Annotated in this window: 16 protein-coding genes and 4 pseudogenes; 11 read left to right on the top strand and 9 right to left on the bottom strand. The window is 69.3% G+C overall.

Going from position 1 to position 20,661, the window contains the following annotated elements; translation table 11 throughout:
* Positions 1–79 precede the first annotated feature (79 nt).
* Entirely contained in the window at positions 80–1,246 is a 1,167-nt protein-coding gene (locus AB0E19_RS24055; protein ID WP_362183809.1) for a low temperature requirement protein A, read from the top strand.
* Between the two features lie 222 nt (positions 1,247–1,468).
* Here AB0E19_RS24055 and AB0E19_RS24050 read toward each other — a convergent pair.
* Positions 1,469–1,633 (bottom strand): annotated as a pseudogene (locus AB0E19_RS24050) (transposase); the annotation flags it as partial.
* Positions 1,634–1,698: 65 nt separating this feature from the next.
* On the opposite strand from AB0E19_RS24050, the gene AB0E19_RS24045 reads away from it, so the two are divergent.
* Positions 1,699–2,013, top strand: coding sequence for a hypothetical protein (locus AB0E19_RS24045; RefSeq protein WP_362183806.1), 315 nt, complete (start codon positions 1,699–1,701; stop codon positions 2,011–2,013).
* Between the two features lie 222 nt (positions 2,014–2,235).
* Here the strand turns inward: AB0E19_RS24045 and AB0E19_RS24040 are convergent.
* From AB0E19_RS24040 to AB0E19_RS24030, 3 genes and pseudogenes are all read right to left on the bottom strand, one after another.
* A pseudogene (locus AB0E19_RS24040) lies at positions 2,236–3,042 on the bottom strand (transposase family protein).
* Positions 3,043–3,218: 176 nt separating this feature from the next.
* Positions 3,219–3,425: pseudogene (locus tag AB0E19_RS24035) on the bottom strand (GNAT family protein); the annotation flags it as partial.
* Between the two features lie 889 nt (positions 3,426–4,314).
* The gene (locus AB0E19_RS24030) at positions 4,315–5,190 is read right to left on the bottom strand and encodes a hypothetical protein (protein ID WP_362183803.1); all 876 of its coding nucleotides are present in this window, start codon (positions 5,188–5,190) and stop codon (positions 4,315–4,317) included.
* A 546-nt stretch (positions 5,191–5,736) separates the two neighbouring features.
* On the opposite strand from AB0E19_RS24030, the gene AB0E19_RS24025 reads away from it, so the two are divergent.
* Positions 5,737–6,144, top strand: coding sequence for a hypothetical protein (locus AB0E19_RS24025; protein WP_362183800.1), 408 nt, complete (start codon positions 5,737–5,739; stop codon positions 6,142–6,144).
* Between the two features lie 1,006 nt (positions 6,145–7,150).
* Here AB0E19_RS24025 and AB0E19_RS24020 read toward each other — a convergent pair.
* Together AB0E19_RS24020 and AB0E19_RS24015 are read right to left on the bottom strand one after the other, a co-directional pair.
* Positions 7,151–7,354: an EF-hand domain-containing protein gene (locus AB0E19_RS24020; protein WP_362183797.1), complete on the bottom strand. Its 204-nt coding sequence runs from the start codon at positions 7,352–7,354 to the stop codon at positions 7,151–7,153.
* Positions 7,355–7,553: 199 nt separating this feature from the next.
* Positions 7,554–7,842, bottom strand: a pseudogene (locus AB0E19_RS24015) (HNH endonuclease); the annotation flags it as partial.
* A 339-nt stretch (positions 7,843–8,181) separates the two neighbouring features.
* On the opposite strand from AB0E19_RS24015, the gene AB0E19_RS24010 reads away from it, so the two are divergent.
* The 4 genes from AB0E19_RS24010 (at position 8,182) to tkt (ending at position 13,278) form a co-directional block, all read left to right on the top strand.
* Positions 8,182–8,679 (top strand): hypothetical protein, encoded by a 498-nt coding sequence (locus AB0E19_RS24010; RefSeq protein ID WP_362183794.1) that lies wholly within the window; start codon positions 8,182–8,184, stop codon positions 8,677–8,679.
* 384 nt (positions 8,680–9,063) lie between these two features.
* Positions 9,064–9,918: a hypothetical protein gene (locus AB0E19_RS24005; protein ID WP_362183791.1), complete on the top strand. Its 855-nt coding sequence runs from the start codon at positions 9,064–9,066 to the stop codon at positions 9,916–9,918.
* A 283-nt stretch (positions 9,919–10,201) separates the two neighbouring features.
* Positions 10,202–11,182 carry a glycosyltransferase gene (locus AB0E19_RS24000; RefSeq protein ID WP_362183788.1) on the top strand — a complete coding sequence of 327 codons (981 nt, stop codon included), beginning with the start codon at positions 10,202–10,204 and terminating at the stop codon, positions 11,180–11,182.
* Positions 11,179–13,278 (top strand): transketolase, encoded by a 2,100-nt coding sequence (gene tkt / locus AB0E19_RS23995; protein WP_362183785.1) that lies wholly within the window; start codon positions 11,179–11,181, stop codon positions 13,276–13,278. Before AB0E19_RS24000 ends, tkt begins: the two co-directional genes overlap by 4 nt.
* A gap of 95 nt (positions 13,279–13,373) precedes the next feature.
* On the opposite strand, the gene AB0E19_RS23990 is transcribed toward tkt, so the two are convergent.
* The gene (locus AB0E19_RS23990) at positions 13,374–14,162 is read right to left on the bottom strand and encodes an SDR family NAD(P)-dependent oxidoreductase (protein WP_362183782.1); all 789 of its coding nucleotides are present in this window, start codon (positions 14,160–14,162) and stop codon (positions 13,374–13,376) included.
* A 532-nt stretch (positions 14,163–14,694) separates the two neighbouring features.
* Here AB0E19_RS23990 and AB0E19_RS23985 point away from each other — a divergent pair.
* Entirely contained in the window at positions 14,695–15,747 is a 1,053-nt protein-coding gene (locus AB0E19_RS23985; RefSeq protein WP_362183779.1) for a ParB/RepB/Spo0J family partition protein, read from the top strand.
* 57 nt (positions 15,748–15,804) lie between these two features.
* On the opposite strand, the gene AB0E19_RS23980 is transcribed toward AB0E19_RS23985, so the two are convergent.
* Both AB0E19_RS23980 and AB0E19_RS23975 read right to left on the bottom strand, forming a co-directional pair.
* Complete coding sequence (locus AB0E19_RS23980) at positions 15,805–16,071, bottom strand: hypothetical protein (RefSeq protein WP_362183776.1); 267 nt, start codon at positions 16,069–16,071, stop codon at positions 15,805–15,807.
* Positions 16,072–16,101: 30 nt separating this feature from the next.
* Positions 16,102–17,505, bottom strand: a complete 1,404-nt coding sequence (locus AB0E19_RS23975; protein WP_362183773.1) for an MATE family efflux transporter — start codon at positions 17,503–17,505, stop codon at positions 16,102–16,104.
* Positions 17,506–17,808: 303 nt separating this feature from the next.
* Here AB0E19_RS23975 and AB0E19_RS23970 point away from each other — a divergent pair, with 303 nt between their 5' ends.
* Genes AB0E19_RS23970 through AB0E19_RS23960 form a run of 3 tightly spaced genes read left to right on the top strand, consistent with a single transcriptional unit; the run spans position 17,809 to position 20,654 of the window.
* Positions 17,809–19,008, top strand: a complete 1,200-nt coding sequence (locus AB0E19_RS23970; protein WP_362183770.1) for a radical SAM protein — start codon at positions 17,809–17,811, stop codon at positions 19,006–19,008.
* Positions 19,009–19,011: 3 nt separating this feature from the next.
* Positions 19,012–19,248 carry an acyl carrier protein gene (locus AB0E19_RS23965; protein WP_362183767.1) on the top strand — a complete coding sequence of 79 codons (237 nt, stop codon included), beginning with the start codon at positions 19,012–19,014 and terminating at the stop codon, positions 19,246–19,248.
* Between the two features lie 14 nt (positions 19,249–19,262).
* Positions 19,263–20,654 carry a hypothetical protein gene (locus tag AB0E19_RS23960; protein WP_362183764.1) on the top strand — a complete coding sequence of 464 codons (1,392 nt, stop codon included), beginning with the start codon at positions 19,263–19,265 and terminating at the stop codon, positions 20,652–20,654.
* The last annotated feature ends 7 nt before the right edge of the window (positions 20,655–20,661 follow it).

Here is a 20,661-nt window from a genome sequence, read left to right as displayed (position 1 = left end):
GCCACCCTGCCCCCCAACAGCCCCTGGCCGACGCGGACGCTCCGCCCGGCCCGCAACGCAGACAGAGGAGACTTCGATCATGAGCAGCGTCCCCGAGTCGCTGAGGCTGCGGCGGGAGGTGTCCCCGCTGGAGCTGTTCTACGACCTGGTCTTCGTCTTCGCCGTCTCCCAGCTCTCCCACCACCTCCTGGAACACCTCACCTGGCGCGGCGCGGCGGAGACCGCCGTCCTGCTGGTCGCCGTATTCGGCACCTGGGCCTACACCAGCTACGAAGCCACCCTCCTCGACGTCCACCGTGACGTCACCCGCTGGATGATCGTCATCGTCATGGGCCTCGGCCTGTTCATGAACGCCGCGGTCCCCGGCGCCTTCGCCGACCGGGCCTGGGCGTTCGTGATCCCGCTCCTCGCCATCCTCTTCTTCGCGGGCGCGGTCACGGCCCTGGCCGGCCGCACCGACGCCCTGCGCGAGCACTTCCGCCGCACCCTGGTCTGGATGGCGCTCTCCGCCCCCCTGTGGATCGCCGGCGCCGCGGTCGGCTCCGGCCCCCGCCTGTGGTGGTGGGCCGCCGCCGCCCTGATCGACCTCACCGGCACCTGGCTCGCCCACCCGCTGCCCGGCCGGACCCTCAGCGGCCGCGAGCTCGCCTTCGACGCCGAGCACATGCTCGAACGCCTCCGCCTGTTCTTCATCATCCTGCTCGGCGAGACCGTCCTCACAGCCGGCCGCGCGATGACCGAAGCCCCCGTCGACGTCCCCAGCGTCCTCGCCACCGCCGGCGTCTTCACCGCCCTGGTGTGCCTGTGGGCCGCCTACTTCGGCGGCGGCGAAGACGTCATCACCACCGCCGTCACCACCTCCACCGACCCCGTGCGCTCCGTCCGTCTCGGAGTCAACAGCGCCTACCTCGTGCTGGCCGCCCTGGTCGCCCTCGCCGTCGGCAGCGAACTCGTCATCTCCCACCCCACCGGCCACGGATCCACCACCCTCGCCCTCCTCCTCTTCGGCGGCCCGGCGCTCTACCTCGCCACCACCGCCTGGTTCTTCGGCACCACCGCCGGCGGCGCCTGGAAAGAACGCCTCCTCGCCGCCACCACCCTCGCCCTCACCGGCGTGGCCGCCATCTGGCTGCCCCCACTCGCCTCCCTCGCCCTCCTCGACATCATCCTCATCACCACCGCGGCCACCCTCACCCGCGCCCACCGACGCCTGACCACCTCGCTGAAGACCGCCGCCACACGCTGAAGAACGCGACCCAGTGCGGGAACGCAGCGTCAGCGTCGATGCCCCGCTCGTGGGGGTCTGGGACGGTGATCAGTTCGGCGCGGGCGGGGACTGTAAATCGTTCGGGTCTGGCCCGTAGTCGGTGGTGACGCCGAGTAGCCATCCGCGATCATGATCTTGTGATGGATGTCGACTCCCTTATCGGGACGGTTTTTTCTGGCCTGTCGGCACTGGTCGTCGAGGGCGCTCCGGCACGTCCCGCCACGGAACACCGGTACGGCTGCGAAACCGTATGCCATCGATCAGCTGCCGCCTGGTCCAAATCGGCGGACGGCCCGGCTTGCTGCCTCTGGGCAACAACGGCTCCAGCCAGGCCCACTGCGTATCCGTCAGATCTCCACGTGCCACCCGATGATCATCACAGACCGTGATCTACTTCTGGGCATGGTGCCGATGAACGAGAAGCCGAGGCTATGACCAACCACTGCTGCGAGGCGATGAACAGTCGCGTGAACGTGCGCTGCGACCAGCACGACGACCCTTTCGCCTGCCCGGACGCGCTGATTAAGTTCAGTACCAAGTTCCAGGAGTACGGGCTGATCATCCACGACGGCGGCACGTCGAGCATCGCCATCGACTTCTGCCCCTGGTGCGGACGGCGTCTCCCCGAGTCACAGCGGGACCGATGGTTCGACGAACTGGAACGACGTGGGATCGATCCGTGGGAGGACGAAGTCCCGGCCGAGTTCCAGGACGACCGCTGGCTCGCCACCCTGCCTCGGGACTGACCGACCAACAGCCTCTCTCACGCCACTTCCGATACACGCCCTGGCACGACGAGGAGGAACTGCGCGGCGAACTGGTCGCCTGGCTCCCCGGCCACACGGCGATACGCCTCTGGGAGTCGGGCGCCTCAGTGGATCTGCAGCACCGAATACGCCTGCTCGGGCTCACCGATGAGGACCGCTGGACGGATCCTTACTGGCCCAACTACCGCTACTGAGCCTCTTTCATCCTGAAGAGCTGCAGGTCAGCAGGGTGTGTACGGCTTGGACGATGGTGCTGATGCGGCGGGTGGAGCATCGGGCTCGCCGGAGGATCCGCCAGGACTTCAGCTGGGCGAAGGCCCGTTCCCCGGGAGCTCTCAGCCGTGCGTGGTCTCGGTTGAACTGCTGCTATTGCTCCGGCTGTTCGCGGTGGTGGTAGTACGCGGTTCGGAAGGTGGCGCCGGCGCTCTGGTAGGCGCGGTCGGCGAGGACGAGGATCTGCCGGGTGAGGCAGGCCTGGACGATGCCGTGGGACCGGGCCGCGGTCAGGTCGTGGGTCCGGCCGGGTGTCGGACGCGAGAACCACAGCGGTGTGTCGTCGGGACGGGCGATGACCTGTACGTTCATACCGTGCTTGCGGTGCTTCATCGAGTAGTACGGCTCGTCCGGAGCAATCCGGTCGATGGGGATCAGGGTGCCGTCAATGATGACGTGGTCCCCTTCACCAAGGCCGGTGAGCGCTCCGTAGAGGCCAGACGCCCAGCCGACCAGGACGTCCAGGGTCTCGTCGACGTACCGCCAGGCGGTGGCCTGCGATATCCCGAAACTTGCTCCGAGCTGCGAGAACGTCTCGTTCTTCCGCAGATGGACCAGCGTGAGGAGTGCCTGCTGGAAGCAGCCGAGCCTGCGCCACCGCGTGTTGCGGGCCCGGCGGTGCTCGTACAGCAGCCAGGAAGCATGCTCAACCAGCTCGTGCGGGACATCGAGCATGGCAGGATACGGAACTATCAGGGCCCCTTCGGTCGCCAGCGTGTTGAGTGAGATCACCACGCCAACGACCAGGTTCCCTGCCTCGTCACCACCCTCGCTGACCAGCTCTTTTCACCCTCCAGCACAGGATGAAAGAGGCTCACTGACGCCTCCCTGGCTGCACGACCCGTTCCGGTACGACACGAATAATTGTCAAGAGTTGTGGATTGGGCCGTTGATGTCCATCGAGGCTGCACCCACTCGGTCCGGGTGAGTTCGGACTCGGCTTCACCGTGCTCGGAGCCCTCGATCACCTCCGGCCAGTCCCCGGTGAACTTCAGGACGAAGGACAGGCCCGACTTCTCCATGACGCGACGGGAGCGGGCGTTGACAACCATGGTGTATTCGGTGACCCGCTCGACCCCGAGTTCCGCGAACCCCTTGTGGACCAGGGCCCGGGACCCCATCAGGCGAACATCCCCGCGCATACGGGAAGCAGTCTTCCTGACCTGCAGTTCTACCCGACGCCAGTACGCTCCCCAGCAACTTCCACCGAAACAGACAAACCACCCTCCGGGGCCCAGGAAACCACCCGTGGTGAGCACCGTGGCGAGTTCGGTGGTGAGCAACCACGACGGCCTCCCCCACACTCACCGACCGCAACGGGCCATCCCCACGGCGCAGGAAGCAAGTCGCCGCGGCCGCGATGCGGCTGGTGAGAGGACAGGCCCGATCCCCACGCGGGCGGGGAGCAGACTTCCTGACGAGCAGTACTACCCGACGCCAGCCCGCTCCCGAACGACTTTCACCGAAACAGACGAAATACCCGCCCCTCCCCCGCCGGCACAAAACCGCGACCCAAGTAGCCGAGCCCGAACAACCCCACACGCGGGAAGCAGTGCGTCGTGCTGCTCTTGCGGAGCTCGGTGTCGGGACCATCACCGCGCAGACGGGGAGCAGCCGGTGATGACGCCGTAATCAAGTAGGGAACCATCCCCGTGGACGTAGGGAACAGGTGCCCTACTCACTGTCTCGTCTCGCTGAAGGTCGGTCAGTGTCACCGAACCTTGACCACTCGGCTGTCTGTCTCATCGGGCTTTGACCGCTCGGCAGCGATTGCCCAGGTCCCCGTCGTCGAGCTGGAATTCACGCACTGCCTTCGGCCGGACTGGGGTGGACGGCGGCAAGGGCCAGGACGAGCCGTGCGGCCGGCGTGGTTGCCGCGTCGGCGGCGGCACGGACCCCGTCGCCGAGCCGCTGCGGCCTCACGGAGGCGATTTCGGGTTGGCTCCGACGGGTTTCGCCACCACGCAGGCGATGCCATCCGCCCGCTCGTGGAGTGCAGTCTCCGAGTCAGCGAGAATCCGTTGCGTCGTCCTCGGACGGGCCGGGGGCTGCCGTGCGGTCAGCGGCCTGGCCGGCGGCTCGTTCCGCGCGGAGTTCTTCGGCGACCTCGTAGGCCCGGCCCGGGTCGTAGACGGTGACCGAAGTGCCAGGGCTGTACATCGCGGCGGCCCGGGGCGTGTACCCGTAGGTTTCGACGCCGCGCCGAGCGGCAATGCCGTCGACCTCGCCGACGGATACCCCCCACAGCTCGGCGGTGTGGGACGGAGTCCACCACTCGTCCGGACGCAGGAAGTCGCGCTTGACTTCCCTCTGATGCTCCACCGCCACATGGGCCCGGCCGAGTTGCTCGGTCAACCAGCTGGTCAGCGCCTGTGCGTCGACCCGAAAGAGCGGTGCGGACGTCGCTGCTTCGCACTCCACCGTCTGGCTGCGGGTATGCAGCACCACCTTGATCGACTGTCGCTGCCCCAGGCTGAGTCGCTCGATGACGACGACTCGCTGCAGATCGGCCATCGCCATGGTCGATGAATGCAGAAAGCGGGCGATCACGACCTGGGCCGGAGATCCCAGGGGGCGGAGCTCGACCCACCGCACCGACATGGTGGCCGTGAAGTACGTCGCGGCCACGGTGAGCACGATCACTGCGACGACCGTGAGCGCCAGCAGGACCCAGAAGCCGCCCCAGACGAGTGAGCTCCCCGTGATCACGGCGACCGCCAGAGCGGGCAGCAGAAGTGGGGCTGCGACCACCGGCGGGACCATGACACTCGCGCCGAGCGCGCCGGCCAGCTCACGGGCCCGGTTGGGCACGAACAGCAGCCGCCACCCCGCTGTCACGGGTACCACAACTTCCGCCAGCGGGCCGGGCTGCTGCGTCGCCATGTCTCAAAGGTAGGACCTTGCGGAGGAGTTCGTAAGGCCACGGCGAGCCGTACCTTCTCGAGGGCGGGAACCGTAGGTGCCAGCGCGTCAGCCAGCCACGTAGCGTCGGCCTGGCCCGGGGGGGGGACAGGCCCTTGACCTGCGGCGGTCGACGTTCGATGAGACAACAGCCGAGTGGTCGAGGTTCGGTGAGACTGACCAACCTTCGGTGAGTCGGGACACTCACCGTCGACCCACCCGTCGTGAGGACCATTCCCACGGACGCGGGGAGCAGATGTGGGACCCGTTCACCGGCAGGATCGCCCAGGGGCCATCCCCGCGGGGCACGGGGAGCAGATGCGTGACACCACCGGGCACCAGCTCGAGGCTGGATCACCCCCGCATCGACCAGAGGTCATCGACGGCTGCCTCGCCGGCGCCCGTCTGCCTCTCCGTACGTGATCGGCAAGAAGATGCCGTGGCCTTGGCCGTCCCTTGGAATTCGATTGCCGCCGGCCCGCCGACTGCGTGGATACTTCGGCAAGGAGCAGAATCGCTGAGGTCATCGTGCTGGCGCCGTTCGCGGACGAGGTGATGGATCCTCTGACACGACCGGACGACTCGCGCGAGTGGCAAGGCCGCTTCGAGCAGCTCCACACGGTCGACGGGTGGGTGATCGAGTTCAACCGTGTACATCCGCGATCCGGCCTGTTTCGACACCTGGAGTCCCTCGCATGGCCGAACCCGGCGAGCGTGCAGGTACTCGTCCATGACGAGGAGGACGACTGCTTCGGGCTGTGGATGATCCAAGACGGCGTGCTGACCGAGGTGCCACTTCCCGGCCACAGGCGTCTGCACCCTCCAGCGCCGGCCACCAAGGACTCCCCACCCGACCCGGGTCTGCTCTGGCGAACGGAATCGACCGTTCCGCCCGGCTTCTCCACCGAGCGCCAGGATCCACGCCCGGCCTGGTAGGGCTCAGTCATCCACCCAGATCTTCGGTCATGACCTGGAGACGGCCGCCACCACAGGTTCAAGTTCATCAGCCTGTCGATCTGTTCGAACGGGATGAGGGTGGCCGTGGGGACACCGGTCGAGGGAACCGTCACGGAGACGCTCCGTGACGGGCACGACGAAGTGGTCCGCCTGTATGTCGCTGCCTGTGCCGAACGCATGGCGCCGCTGTTCGTGGGCCTGCGGGCGGATGTACCAGGACGGGAAGCTGACCTGGACCTCTGCGCGGAGTCTGTTCGCGAACTTTGGCATGCCGCTCGGCCACTCGCCGACGTAGCCGCACGCGTGCGACTGCTGGAGACTGGTCCTTGCTTACTGGCCGGATGGACGCCCGTCGGCCGTGCCTGAGCCGTGGCCACCGCGCGTTCGATCACCCACGCGCAGGCAGTGTGGAACGCAAACGTCTGCCCCGGTGAGCGCGGGGCGCGCCGGAGCACTGTCAGAGGCCCCAGCCCCTGGCAAGACCCCTGCCGTGCGGTCCGCTGTCTTCCGGCCGCCACCGGCACCCCGACCTGCCTGCGCGCCGAACGGGGCACACCGCCCTATCAGGGCGTTCGATATGGGTGGAACGGCGGAGTCCGCGCCGTTCGAACCGTGAGCGAATCCATGAGCGAAACCCGGCCGTCCCGTGCGTCCGCCGCCGAGGACAGGGCCCTCGAGCACGCCCTCCAGCACGGCAGGATGCCGACCGACCCCGTGGACATGGTGAGGGCCCCGCGCCCACGGAGACAGGCGTTGGGCCCTCACCCACTGGGACCGTCCAACGTCAGTTTCCAGGCCGCGACCGACACCGAGGGAGCGGCCTGGCCGGGACACAAGCGGAGGCACGGCCGGAACGAGAGCAACGGCGTGGAGGAGCGCTGGGCTGCTTCGGGGCCCGCCCGTGCGCCGGGGCCACGGTCGACCCGGCGCAGGGGTGCGGGGCGCCCGGAGGAGGACTCAGACGCCCGCGCGGCCAGGCCTGACGCTACTTCAGCAGGGTGCGGAACTCGTCGAAGTCGAGGACCCCGTCGTGGTTCGCGTCGGCCGTCATGGCCTTCTTGACTTCTTCCGCGAGGTGCCCATGGGCGCCCTCGGCCTTGAAGCCCTCCGCCAACTCGACGATATTGATGCGCCCGTCGCCATCCGTGTCGATCTCGTCGAACAGCACCCTGAGCTCAGCCTCGTTCACGGCATACCTCTCTCACGTTCACGGGCCCCGGAGGCCCACATGCCACCACCCTGCCACACCATCGACAGCACGCTGACGACCAAGCCTTCGGACAGGACCGCCTCGGCGGCAACCGCCCCCGGGCCACCACGCTCCGAAGCCACACCGGTCTGACGGGACCGAGAGCCGCCCGGGCGGGGCCCGCACAGCGGCAGGGGAACTACGGGGCGGGGGTGTCGTGGACAACCCGGAGGTCGCAAGGTCCGACAGCATAGACCTTGATGCTGTCGATCTCGACCTGGTCCGCGCCCAGGCCCAGCGGAGCTTGGTGGCAACCCATTCACCGAGGTAGCGGCAGGTGGCGTTCGGAGCGGGCGCATCCAGGTCGCCGAGTCCTGGTCGGCCTCCTGACGGTTCGACCGCGCCGTGACCGCCACCGGGGATGCTGCGGCGCCCTCGTCATTGGCGTACGCCTCACGACGCTTCGCATCCCCATTTGAGGCGCCAGTTGGCAGGGCGCGTATTCACGAAGCCGGCCCGGCGCCGAACGTCCGGCGCTTGAGCGTCTTGATCCGACTGACGTGTCCCTCGACGACTCCGGAGCTCCAGGGCAGGGTCAGGCCGGCGACGACCGTGCCGCGGTCTCGGTCGACGCCGGCCGCCAGAACGACATCCCTCGCTCCCTGGACGTCACCGCCGACTGTGGTCCGACCGGCTGGATGTGCCGGTGGTTCGCACCGGGGTGCTCCGCGTGGCAGCGGAGTCGGGGTTATGAAGGGAATCGAACGGAATCGGATGAAGATTCGCCATCCGGCCAATTCCCGAACATCAACGTCTGGAGTCGCACGATGCGCCCCATCAGAGCGGCCGGCCTCGGCACGGCCACGCTGGTCACCCTCCTCGCCTTCACCCCCGTCACAGCCGGCGCGACGGACGCCGGCTCCGCCCGGGCCGAAGGCAAGACCCGGACCCTCACGTTTCTGGCCGAGGCACAGCAGCTGAGCCGCTTCCCCGTCACCCCCGGCGCTGTCTCGCAGGGCGATCGGGTCGTCGTCCGCTCGGACCTCTTCGACGAGGCGCACAACAAGGTCGGCGAGACCCACGGCACCTGCACCACCACCCGGGGCGGCGACGATGAGGCGGAGCAGTGCCTCGTGACCTACGTCCTCCCGGGCGGGCAGCTCACCACGCAAGGGGTGTACTTCAACTACATCGACCAGGGTCCCTTCGACGCCGCGATCAACGGCGGCACCGGCAAGTACGAGAAGGCGCGCGGCTCGGTCCACTCCGAGACGATCGACACGGACCCGAAGGTCGTGAGGCGCCTGACGATCCGCCTCGCCTGACGGACCCCGACGTCCACCTGGCCCCGGAACCAAGCCGTCTCCCTTCGCGTCGCGCCATGGGAGACGGTCGCACGAAAGACGCTGCGGGTCAGGGGGACGTCCAGGGCGGCTCACCCTCCAGTAGCTGCTGTCGTTTCGATGGAGACGAAGACGCTCCAGCCCGGTGGCGGGAGCGTCCCGCGCACAGGGGCCCGCCGTGACTGCCGCGACACCCGGCGCCCGGCGCACGTCGTGACGCCATCACGTGGACGTCGATGTGATCGGCGAGATCGACACCGGAGAGAAACCGATGAACCAGGCCGAAGTGAACTGCCGGGTGTACTGAGAGGCGTGGTCCGCCAGCTTCAGGGGCAGGCGGTCGAGTCAGACTGCGGGGAGAGCGACATGCCGGAGCAGGATGCCACCGCGCAGCCGGGCGTCGCGCCCACCGCTCGCCCCACCGCGGGAACCATGTTCGCCGCGCTCTACGGAGAGCGGGTCCCACACGCGTGGCACGATCCCGCCTCGGAGCACGACGCGTACCGGTTGTTCCTTCAGCGATCGCTCGCAATGGGCTGGCTCGACGACCGGGCCGGCACCGAGCAAGGGAACACCTCCGGCGGGCACACCCTCGCCGCACCAGGGCTGTGGGCCATGAACGACGCGGGTTGGAACCACTCCCTTGCCGCTCCAGGGGCGAACCTGATCTCGTGGTTCCAGGTCGAGGCAAGCGCGTCGGCCGACGACAGGCCGCTTCCCGTGCAGCCGTTCCTGCGCTGCGTGCAGGAGACGACAGAGCGGATCGGCGCCGTGCGCCTCACCGCGGTCCAGGTTCTTCTGCCCGTGCAGGGCATCGACGCCTCGGCTCGCCCGCCGTACGCGATGGTGCCCTCCATGCGGACACCAGACTGGTTCGGCGAGTGCGACCCTCGGGCGCGGGTGTCGGTGAAGGTCCGCATCGACGGCGGCCTCGACCCGTCGATCCCCATGCTTGCGCCGCAGCTCGCCCGCCGCGTCGTCCCTCCGGACCAGCACGTGTTCGCGGGTGGGATCGAGGAGCGTTTCCCCTCCGAAGGCTTTCCGACGCCGCCGTTCGACGACCGCTTCTGGAACGGTCCGCCCAAGCACGGAGTGACACTCTCCGGCGAGTTGGCGGAGTGGTCCTGTGACGCGGTCGGCTGGCTCGCGGCGACCGTGGCAGACTCCGCCGCCCACATCGGCATCCGCACGCCAGTGCTTTTCACCGCCGTACGGGACTGACCGTCCGGCAGGTCGCGCCGCCAGCGGAATCCCCTTGGCCCGGCACGCGCGGAACGTGCGCATCGGCGTGGTCCCAGACCGGCGCGCCGAACGGAACAGTGTCCGGGCCGAGACGGACGAGGCCCGCCGCGCTGTTGCCTGGCCGTCGACCTGGACGGTCCTTCAGCTCGCGCCGCTTCCTGAACGATCACCGGCATTGAACACGCCGGACGCCTCGTACCCTTCCGAAAGCGCTCCGCCGTCGCGGCACCGCTGAGGAAGGACCAGAACCACCATGCCACCGATGCTGAGCATCGTCGTACCCATATTCGATGTCGAGCTGTACCTCTCCGCCTGTCTCGATTCGCTGGTCGGCCAGCGGCTCACCGACACCGAGATCATCGTCGTCGACGACGGCTCGGCGGACGGCAGCCGTCCGATCGCCGATGCGTGGGCGAGCAAGGACTCGCGGGTGCAGGTCCTCCATCAACGCAACTCCGGCCTGAGCGCCGCCCGCAACACCGGTGTGCGGGCGGCGCGCGGGACCTACCTCGCCTTCTGCGACGGCGACGATGTCGTTCCGCCCGGCGCGTACGCCGCCCACATCGCCTCGCTCGAAACCTCCGGATCCGACTTCTCGACCGGCGACGTACGGCGGATCGACAGCACCGGCGTGCGCCCCCACCCCGGATACCGGGACGTGTTCGGGCAGGATCGCCGCCGCACCCACATCCGCCGCCACACCGAACTGGTACGCGACCGGATGGTGTGGAACAAGGTGTTCCGGCGCTCGTTCTGGACCTCGCGGGAGCTGGTCTTCTCGCTGCCGGCGTACGAGGACGCACCGGTCATGATGCGCGCGCACATCGAGGCCTCGGCGGTCGACGTCCTTTCGGAGGTCGTCTACCACTGGCGCATCCGCGAGGCCGGCGCTTCCTCCATCACCCAGCGGCGCGACGAACCCGCGAACCTCGCCGCCTGCATGCGGATGGTGGTCGACACCTTCGAGGTCATCGCGGGGCTGGCCGAGGACCTCGTCCCCCCGTACGCGGACGACATGTGCCGCGGCGACATCCTGGACGCGCTCGACGGCCTGAGGCTGCATGACGAGCGCGTCCTCGACGAGGCGCTGTCGCTGGCGCGCTCGTTCGTCGAGCGGGTGCCGCCCGGGATCGTGAGGGCCCTGCCCGCGGCGGAGAGGCGTCTGCTGGATCATCTGGTCCGCGGCGAGCTGGCCGAGATCCGAAAGATCGTGAACACGAACGAAAAGGAACCAGCACGGTGAGCGCCAAGACCGCCCTCGAATGGTCCGATCTCGATGACAAGGCGATCGCGGTCAGCCGGACCCTCGTCGCCGACGCCGTCCAGCAGGCCGGCGGCGGCCACTCCGGCGCCGCGATGGCGCTCGCCCCGGCCACCTACCTGCTCTTCCAGCGCCTCATGCGGCACGACCCGGAGGACCCGACCTGGATCGGCCGCGACCGGTTCGTCCTGTCGTGCGGACACGCCAGCCTCGCGCTCTACGTCCAGCTGGTCCTCTCGGGGTACGAGCTCTCCGTCGAGGACCTCGCGCGCCTGCGGCAGTGGGGTTCACCGACCCCCTCGCACCCGGAGTACGGCCGCACACCCGGCGTCGAGATGACGACCGGACCCCTCGGCCAGGGCCTCGCGACGGCGGTCGGCATGGCGATGGCGGCACGGAAGCAGCGCGGCCTCTTCGATCCGGACACCCCGCCCGGCGGATCCGTCTTCGACCACACCGTCTGGGTCATCGCCTCGGACGGCGATCTGCAGGAGGGGCTGACCAGCGAGGCGTCCTCCCTCGCTGGCCACCAGGGGCTCGGCAACCTCGTCCTCCTCTACGACGACAACCACATCTCCACCGAGGGCGACACCGGTCTGGCGTTCAGCGAGGACGTGCTCGCCCGGTACGACGCCTACGGCTGGCACACCCAGCGCGTCCGGGACATCAACGACATCGCGGCGCTGCACGGCGTGCTGACCGCGGCCCGCGACGAGACCGACCGTCCCTCGATCATCGCGGTCGAATCCGTCATCGCCTGGCCCGCGCCCCACGCCCGGGGCACCGCTGCCTCGCACGGCGGGCCGCTGGGCGTCGACGAGGTGGCGGCGACCAAGCGTCTGCTCGGACTCCCCGAGGACCGGACCCTCCACATCCCCGACGAAGTGCTCCGCCACACCCGTGAGGGCGCGGAGCGGCGCCGGGAGGACCGCGCCGACTGGGACGACCGGTTCGACAAGTGGCGCGCCGGCGATCCTCGGGCCGCGGAGCTTCTCGACCGCATGCGGAGCCGCGGCCTGCCGGACGGGTGGGACTCCGGACTCCCCGCCTTTCCCGCCGGTACGCGGTCGGCGACCCGCGCGGCGTCCGGCGCGGTCCTGAACGCGGTCGCCGGGTCGCTGCCCGAGCTGTGGGGCGGTTCCGCCGACCTCGGCGGGAACAACTGCACGGTGATCCACGGCGCGGACAGCTTCCTGCCCGAGTCCAGGGGTGGTTCGCCCTACGGCCGCAACCTGCACTTCGGAGTCCGCGAGCACGCCATGGGCGCGATCCTCAACGGCTTCGCGCTGTACGGGTTCCGGCCCTACGGGGGAACGTTCCTCGTCTTCTCGGACTACATGCGCCCGGCGGTGCGGCTCGCGGCCCTGATGGGGTTGCCGGTGACGTACGTCTGGTCGCACGACTCGATCGGTCTCGGCGAGGACGGCCCGACGCACCAACCCGTCGAGCACCTCGCCGCGCTGCGCGCGATACCCGGGCTCGACGTGGTGCGGCCGGCCGACGCGAACGAGACCGTGGCCGCGTGGCGCACCATCCTCGGACACGGCGACCGTCCCGCCGGCCTGCTCCTGTCGCGGCAGGATCTGCCGGTGCTGGTCCGGTCGACCGTAGCCGACGCCTCGGAGACCGCGCAGACCCCCGAAACCGCTGCGGTCGCGGAGGTCGCCAGGGGTGCCTACGTGCTCGTCGAATCCTCGGCTCCGACGCCCCGGGTCGTTCTGATCGGCACCGGATCCGAGGTGCAGCTCGCGGTGCGGGCGGCGGAGCTCCTCGAAGCGGAGGGGATCGCGACCCGGGTGGTGTCGATGCCCTGCGTGGAGTGGTTCGCCGAGCAGGACACGGCCTACCGTCGCCGCGTCCTGCCGCCGGAGGTCGGGGCCCGCGTGTCGGTGGAGGCCGGGATCGCCCAAGGGTGGCGTGAATTCGTCGGCGAGCACGGGGAGATCGTCGCTCTGTCGCACTACGGCGCCAGCGCGCCCTACGAAGTCCTCTACGAGAAGTTCGGCCTCACCGTGGACCGGGTCGTGGCCGCCGCCCGAACCAGCCTCGCGCGAGCGGAAGCGCACACCGGCCCCTGACCGGGCCGGCGGGCGTGACACGGGGCGGAGCCTCCCGAGGACCCGCCCTGGGGGGGTCTCCTGAAGCCCGGCTCCAGGAGACCTCCCCGAGCAGATCAGCGGCTGACCGCCTGCGACGCCTGCTGCTTCGCCTTCAGCAGCGCCATCGTCGCGTCGACCATGTTCGCCCGGCCCGGTATGCACAGTTCCGCTCCGCGTTCCAGTGCGTCCACCGCGATGGCCGCCACCTCGTCCGCGGACTTCCACATGACCGACGGGATCGCGCCGATCTCCTCTGCGGTGAATCCCGCGCGCCGGTCGAAGTCGGTCTGGACCGGGCCGGGGCACAGCGCGGTCACGGTCACCGGCGTCTCCCGGAGTTCGAGCCTGAGCGTGCGGGTGAAGGACAGCACGAAGGCCTTCGATGCCGTGTACGTGCCCTGTCCGCCCATCGGCTTGAAAGCGGCGGTCGAGGCGATGTTGAGAATCGCGCCGGAGTTCCGGGCGATCATGCCGTCGACGAACGTGCGGCACAGATCCACGACGCTGACCACGTTCAGCTCCATGTGACCGAGCTCCGCTTCGAGGTCGCACTCCGCGATGCTGCCGCGGGTGGCCGCACCGGCCGCGTTGATCAGGATGTGGACGGTGGACCCGGTCCGCTCGACGCGCGCCCGGAGCTCCGCACGCTCCGCCCGGCTGGTGAGATCGGCCTCGACGGTCTCGACGCGGGCACCGTGCCCCCGGAGCTCTTCCGCGATGCGCCGCAACCGGTCCCCGTCGCGCGCCACCAGCGTGGTGCCGTGGCCGCGCGACGCGAGCGCGCGCGCCAGGGCCGCGCCGATACCCGATGACGCTCCGGTGATCAGGGCGGTCCCCCGCGGAGACGGCGGTGGAAGTGACATGACACCAACCCCTCGTGAATTCCACGACATTGTCGACGCATTCGCGGCCGCATTCGGCGTTCGCTCATTCCCGCGTGTACGGCCCGCTCCGCCGCCCATCGAATTCGGCGACGACGCCCGAGGCGGGAGAGTATCGCCCGGCCGATATCGCCATCGTATCCACGCGGTGCACGGGTCTCACCGCTCTGTTCGTTCGTCCGCACTGTGCGACTCACCCTTCCTCACCGCGACTTCCTCATCCGCACCGTGCGACCAGGCGCCTCACCGGGGGCGCGGGAACCCGGGTCCGTACACCTCCTCACGGAACACAACCCTCCGCAGCCATGCCCGTGTTAGCGTAAACATCGCCTGGTGCCCCCACGTTCATCGGCGCCTGCCGGAAAACGCGGGGTGATGTCGGGTACCGGCGGCGTCCGCGACCGAAAGCGCGCTTCCGGGGCACCACCGATGCTGCCCCGGAAGCGGTGCGCCCTCCCTTCGGGCCGGCCGCGCAATACGTCAGATCGCGTGCCATCACGGATCGAGAGGTGCGATGGTGTCAGTGTTTTCCGTTTCCAGAAAGAACGGCGCGGTCCCCGGGGGCGACTTCATCGGCCAGGTCACCACGGTGGAAATCGATCAGCTTCTTCCCGCCGACCTGATCCGGCTCGGCGGCATCAGCGACGGGCACGTCAGATTGCTCGCCGATTCCGAACTGGGCATGCCCCCCATCGTCGTACACAAGGACACGATGCGAGTGATCGACGGCATGCATCGGCTGAAGGCTGCGGTGCTCCGAGGGGAGAAGAGCATCCAGGCCAAGCTGTTCGACGGCGGTCCGGAAGCGGCGTACATCCTCTCGGTGCGGGCCAACAACGCGCACGGCCTGCCGCTCACCGCCGCGGACCGGCGTGCCGCGGCCGGTCGGCTGCTCGACCTGTGCCCAGGCTGGTCAGACCGGGCGATCGCCACGGTCGTGGGCGTCTCGGCCAACACCGTCGCCGCCGTGCGCCGTTCGACTGCGCAGATCGCGCAGTCGAACGGCCGCCTGGGCAGGGACGGTCGAGTGCGGCCGGCCAGCACCGCGGAGGGGCGCCTGAAGGCGGCGGAACTCATGGCGGAGCGGCCGGACGCCACCCTTCGCGAGCTCGCGAGGGACACGGGGCTCTCCCTCGGCACCGTCGCCGACGTGCGACGCCGCGTGCGGCTCGGCGACTCCCCGGTCCCGACCCGCCGGACGGGAAAGGCGACCGATACGAACTGGTCCGACGATCCTGAAGGCACCCCCGACCTCGAAAGGACCGCCGGTCCCGAAGGCGCCGCCGTTCCCGAAGCGACCGCCGTGAACGGCGCCGGCCCGAACGTCGACGTGGCCTCCTCCTGGCAGCAGCTCACGCGCGACCCCTCGCTGCGGTACACGAGGAACGGGCGGCAGTTGCTCCGGCTGCTCAGCATGCACTCCTCCGTCGCGCAGATCGCGCCCGAGGTGCCGAGCCACTGCTCTCAGAACGTCGCGCTGCTTGCGCGGGAGTGCGCCCAGGCGTGGGGGCAGCTCGCCCAGCGGCTCGAAAAGCTGGAGCGGGACCCAGTCGACAGCCTCGGCTGAGCGGAACCCCTCGGCCACCGTGGGGAACTCCACGCGGTCGCGTAGGAACCGGGTCCGTCACCGGCGCACGGTTCCTCTGCCGACATCGAGCCGCTCGGCGACCTCGGTGTTGTTCCGGCCGTTCGCGCACGCCGGCACGATGCATGCGCGAACGGCAGGCCCCTGGGCGGTCAAGCGGCGCTTGGCCCAGTTCTCCAGCGTCAGCCGCTCGGCCTGCGACAGCACGACAGGTTCCAGCCGGGTATCGGCCCGCGCGCACAGGACAGCGTGAACCGGCGGCCTGCCGCAGGCGGACACCGCAATCCGAAGCAGCAGACGCCTCACGTGGCGACCCACGACCTCACAACCGCATCACTAGGCCTTCACGCCCGCCGGCCTCGTCGCATCGCCGCGGGCGATCCGGTGCAACAGCACCAGCGCGCTCGCCGCGGTGGCGTATTCGCCGGCGGCGAGGCCGAACCACACGCCGTGCGCCCCCCAGATGTGGCCGCATGCCACGACGAGCGGCGCCTTCAGCAGGAGCAGGGAGCCGATGGTCAGCATGTACGCGGGCAGCGGGCGTCCCAAGGCCTGGAAATAGGCCTCGGTCATCGGGGCTATACCGATGACGATCCCGCCGACCGCGATGACGCACAGCGCGAACCTGGCCTCCTCGGCGGCCTCGCCGCCGCTGACGAAGAGGCCGACGAGCGGTCCGGAGAGAACCGTCAGCAGAAGTGCGGTGACCGCGCCGTAGACGAGCGAGGCACGCAGCGCGAGCGTCCTGGTCCGCGCGACTCTCGCGGTCAGTCCGCGCCCGGCGTTGTAGCCGACGATGGGCTGGAGCCCCTGGCTGATGCCCGTGTGCGGCATCACCGCGAAGGTCTGCAGGCGGGCGCAGATGGCGTACGCGGTCAGCGCGACCGCTCCCCCGGTCACCGCCAGGGTGTCGTTGACCAGGACGGCGAGCACGGTGAGGCCGATGTTGGCCAGGAAGGACGGCAGCCCGATGCCCACCAGAGGGCGCAGGGTCGCGGCGTGCGGGCGCAGGTCGGCGAGGCGGACGCGGTACGGGCGCTCGCGCCGCAGGAAGAAGAACCACCAGCTCATCGCGGCGGACACGGTCTGCCCGCCGACGGTGCCCAGGGCGGCTCCGCTCACGCCGAGGTCGAAGACGAAGATCAGCAGCGGGTCGAGGACGATCTGCACCACGATGGCGCCGATCCACATCCGGGTGGAGAACCCGACCCGGCCCTCGGCGCGCACCAGGCTGGAGAACCCGGTGTAGGCCACTGACCCGCACAGCAGGACGACTGCGTACTGCCGGGCGTACTCGTGCAGGGGGCCGCGCGCGCCCAGCATGTCGAGGAACGGGTCGATGAAGACCAGCCCGGCCACAGTGGTCACGGCGGCGGTGACCCAGAAGAGGGTGAAGGCGTTGCCCGCCGCGCGGCCGGCCGTGCGCTCGTCACCGGCGCCCAGGGCACGGGAGACCAGCGTGGCGCCGCCCGCGCCCACGGTGGTGGACACGGCTCCGAGCAGGAGCAGGAGCGGGGCGACGAGGTTGACCGCGGCCATCGCCTGGTCACCGACCCCGTGGCCGACGAACCAGGCGTTCGTCAGGGCGTAGAGGCCGAACATGCCGACGGAGGCGATGGTCTGGACGCAGTTCTCCCACAGCAGCCGGCCCACGGGGCGGGTCGCCATCCGGGTCACGGCGTCCTCGGCCGGAGCCGGAGCGTCCGTCGGCGCATTCCTGTTCTTCTTGATGCTTTTCACGCCCAGCAGGAAAGCACGCGTCTGATCGGTTCGACCACCGTGCGGGCTTCGGACAACTTCCCTGCTGAACAGGGCTGTCCAAGGCTGCACAAGACCTGCACAAGGCCTCACACGACGGATGACAGTGCGCCGAATCTGGTGTTCATTGACGCCTGACGGGGCGTCGTCCAGACTTCGGATCTCGGAGGCCCCGGCCACGGCCACGGCTCAATCCAGGCAGAGCACATCCCACTTCATCGACGTCGCCCACTGGGGAATGCATGCGGCGGCGGTCAAAAAGCGCAGGGAAGAGTAGGTCGCAGCATGGAAGAACCCGGCAAGGCGAATTCCGGCCCCCAGACGTCACGCAACCTCGACGACCGCGAGTTCCTCGACCTCCGCAGGACGGTCGCGGTCCGGTCGAAGACCCTTCACGCGCTGGAGGAAGACCCGCAGTACGCGTCGGAAGTGCCGGACGAGGTAAGCCTCCAGCTCACCTACAAGTGCAATCTCCGCTGCCTGCACTGCTATCAGTGGAGTGATCAGGGCTTCTTCCAGGGGTTCAGTGTCGCCGAGCAGCAGACCGAGCTCGACATCGACATCGTGCGGCGGGTGCTCTCGGCGACCTCCGCACGGAAGTCGAAGCTGTTCGTCTGGGGTGGCGAGCCGCTCATGTACTCCAAGTTCGGCGACTTCGCCGCTCAGTTGGCCGCCGACCCGCGCCCCGTGACCATGTGCACGAACGGCCTGCTCATGCAGCGCCACGCGGAGGATCTGCTGCGGATCGGGGAGTACCTCAGCCTCCTGGTCAGCCTCGACGGGCTCAAGGAGCACCACGAGGCGCTGCGCGGGCCGCGGAGTTTCGACCGGACGATGCGCAATGTCCAGTTCATGATCGACCTTCAGCGCTCCGGTCGCTTCAAGGGCACGATTTCGCTGTCATGCATGGTCAGCAACGAGACCGTCGGGCAGATGTACGAGTTCATGGAATGGGCCGAGGAACTGGGCATCGACAGCGTCTACTTCCAATTCCCCTGGTACATCAACGAGGACGTCGCCGCCGAGATGGACGACCTCTACCGCGAGGAGTTCTCCTGGCTCAATCCGCTTGAGCCGGGCAAGCCCGCGACATGGCACTCGTACACGTACCGCCTCGATCCTGAGGCCATTCCGACGCTGCGGGAATCGATGGCCAAGCTGGCCGGGCGGCGCTGGAACGCGCGGATCCGATATCAGCCGCAGGTCGGGCCCGACGAGGTGGACGATTTCATCCGGGGCACCTCGAAACCGGCTCAGGGCCGGCGGCGCTGTCTCGCGGTGTCGAACCGCATGGAGGTCCACGCCGACGGAAACGTCAGCTCCTGCAAGTTCTTCCCCGAGTTCGTGGTGGGAAATCTGCACGAGACGGACGTCCTCGATCTCTGGCACAGCGAGCGTTTCCGCCGCGTGCGGGAAATCCTGCGTCACCACGGCCTCATGCCCGTGTGTTCAAAGTGCGTACTTCTTTATCTGAACGGAGTTTAGGGCGTGGACCCGATCTTCAGCACCGTATCGACGTGCCTGCGCAAGGTTCTGGCACGCGAGGTCTCCATCGAGCCGGAGACGAACATCGTCCATGATCTCGGCCTCGACTCCCTGCAGATGATCGAGTTCCTGCTCACGATCGAGGACACGCTCCAGGTCGAGTTGGACTTCGAGTCCATGGACATGGACTGCCTCCGGTCCGTGGACGCGTTCTGCCGCTTCGTGTCCTCGAAGAGCTGAGGGGCGGGGAAGGGATGCGAGCCGTACGGTCACGGAAGGGCTCCCTGCACATCGGCCCGGTGGGCGTGGAGGACTCCTGGCGGCCCGCCGACCTCGCCTCGTTGCCCCGCGTCGGGTCCGCTCACGGCTCCGCCATCGCTCAGGCCCTGGACGAGGTCCTCTCCGCGCTGAGCGAGGAGGGGGACCGGCTGATCACGGCCTTCGAGCTGCCACCCGGCTTCGTCGAGGCGACGCGGGCCGCGGGTTTTCCGGTGGACCCGGTGCCCCGTCCCGAGGGCGCCGGCGACGATGTCGTCGCGCGGACGCTGGACCGGGCGGACGCGATCCGTCCCCACGTCGCCGGCATGACCCTGAGGCCGTACGCCGCGCGCCCGGAGTACGAGGACCTCGCCTCCGCGCTGGACCTGGCCTACACCTCGCCCACCGCCGAGTGCGCGACGCGGGTCAACTCCAAGACCTGGTCGAACGAGGTGGTCCTGGCGCAGGGTTGGGCCGGGGCCGCGTGGCCCGTCGCCTCGCTCGCCGAGCTGGAGCGCCGGGTCGCGCAGGCCGGCTCCGTGGCACTGCTCAAGGACCCCTACGGCGTGTCCGGCCAGGGCACTCTGGCGATCCGCTCGGAGACCGCGTACCGCTCGGTGGCCCGTCACCTCTCCCGGCAGCTCGACCGTGGCAAGCGGCTCGAACTGCTCGTTCAGCCCCTGTTCGAGAAGCAGCGGGACATCTCGTCGCACTGGCACATCTCGCCGGACGGCGCCGTGCGGAGTACCGGGCTGCTGGAGAACGACGTCGACGGCTTCCGCTACCGGGGCTCGTCACCGGTGGCACCGGAGTCCTTCCCCGAGGAGCAGTTCGGGCACATCGACGAGGCGGGCAGGATCCTGTGCGCGGAACTCTTCGCGGCCGGGTATTTCGGCCCGGTGGACATCGACGGGCTCATCGCGACGGACGGGACGGTCGTCCCGTGCCTGGAGGTGAACGCCCGCGTGTCGATGGGCACCGTCGCGCTGGCCCTGACGCGCCACGCCGCGCGCCTGGGCCTGCACGCGACGCTCGAATTCATCAACGTACGGCTGGACGCCGGGGTTCGCCCCTTCCCCACCCTCGTCGACAGACTGGACGACGCGGGGCTGCTGTACCGGCGGCAGGGGCCGGGCGTCGTACCCCTCACGGCCAACACCCTCACCCGGGGCGAGCGCGGCCGTCTCGTCCTCGGCGTGTTCCATCCGCCCGGCGACGCGGCGCACGTGCGGCGTGAGGCGCGGTGGCCCGACGCGGCGCGAGCGTCCGGGCCTCCGATTCCACAGGTGCTGCGTGAGGCCATCGGGATCGCGTGCGCGTGCGGGATCCACCCGGAGGACCAGCGCCACCCCTGCCACGCATCGCCCGCCGGCGACCCGGAGCGATGACGGCCCC

The organism is Streptomyces sp. NPDC047974, assembly GCF_040653375.1.
In the GTDB taxonomy this organism is placed as follows: Bacteria; Actinomycetota; Actinomycetes; order Streptomycetales; family Streptomycetaceae; genus Streptomyces.
The sequence above is the reverse complement of the archived record's forward strand: the minus strand, read 5'-3'. Positions and strand labels throughout refer to the sequence as shown.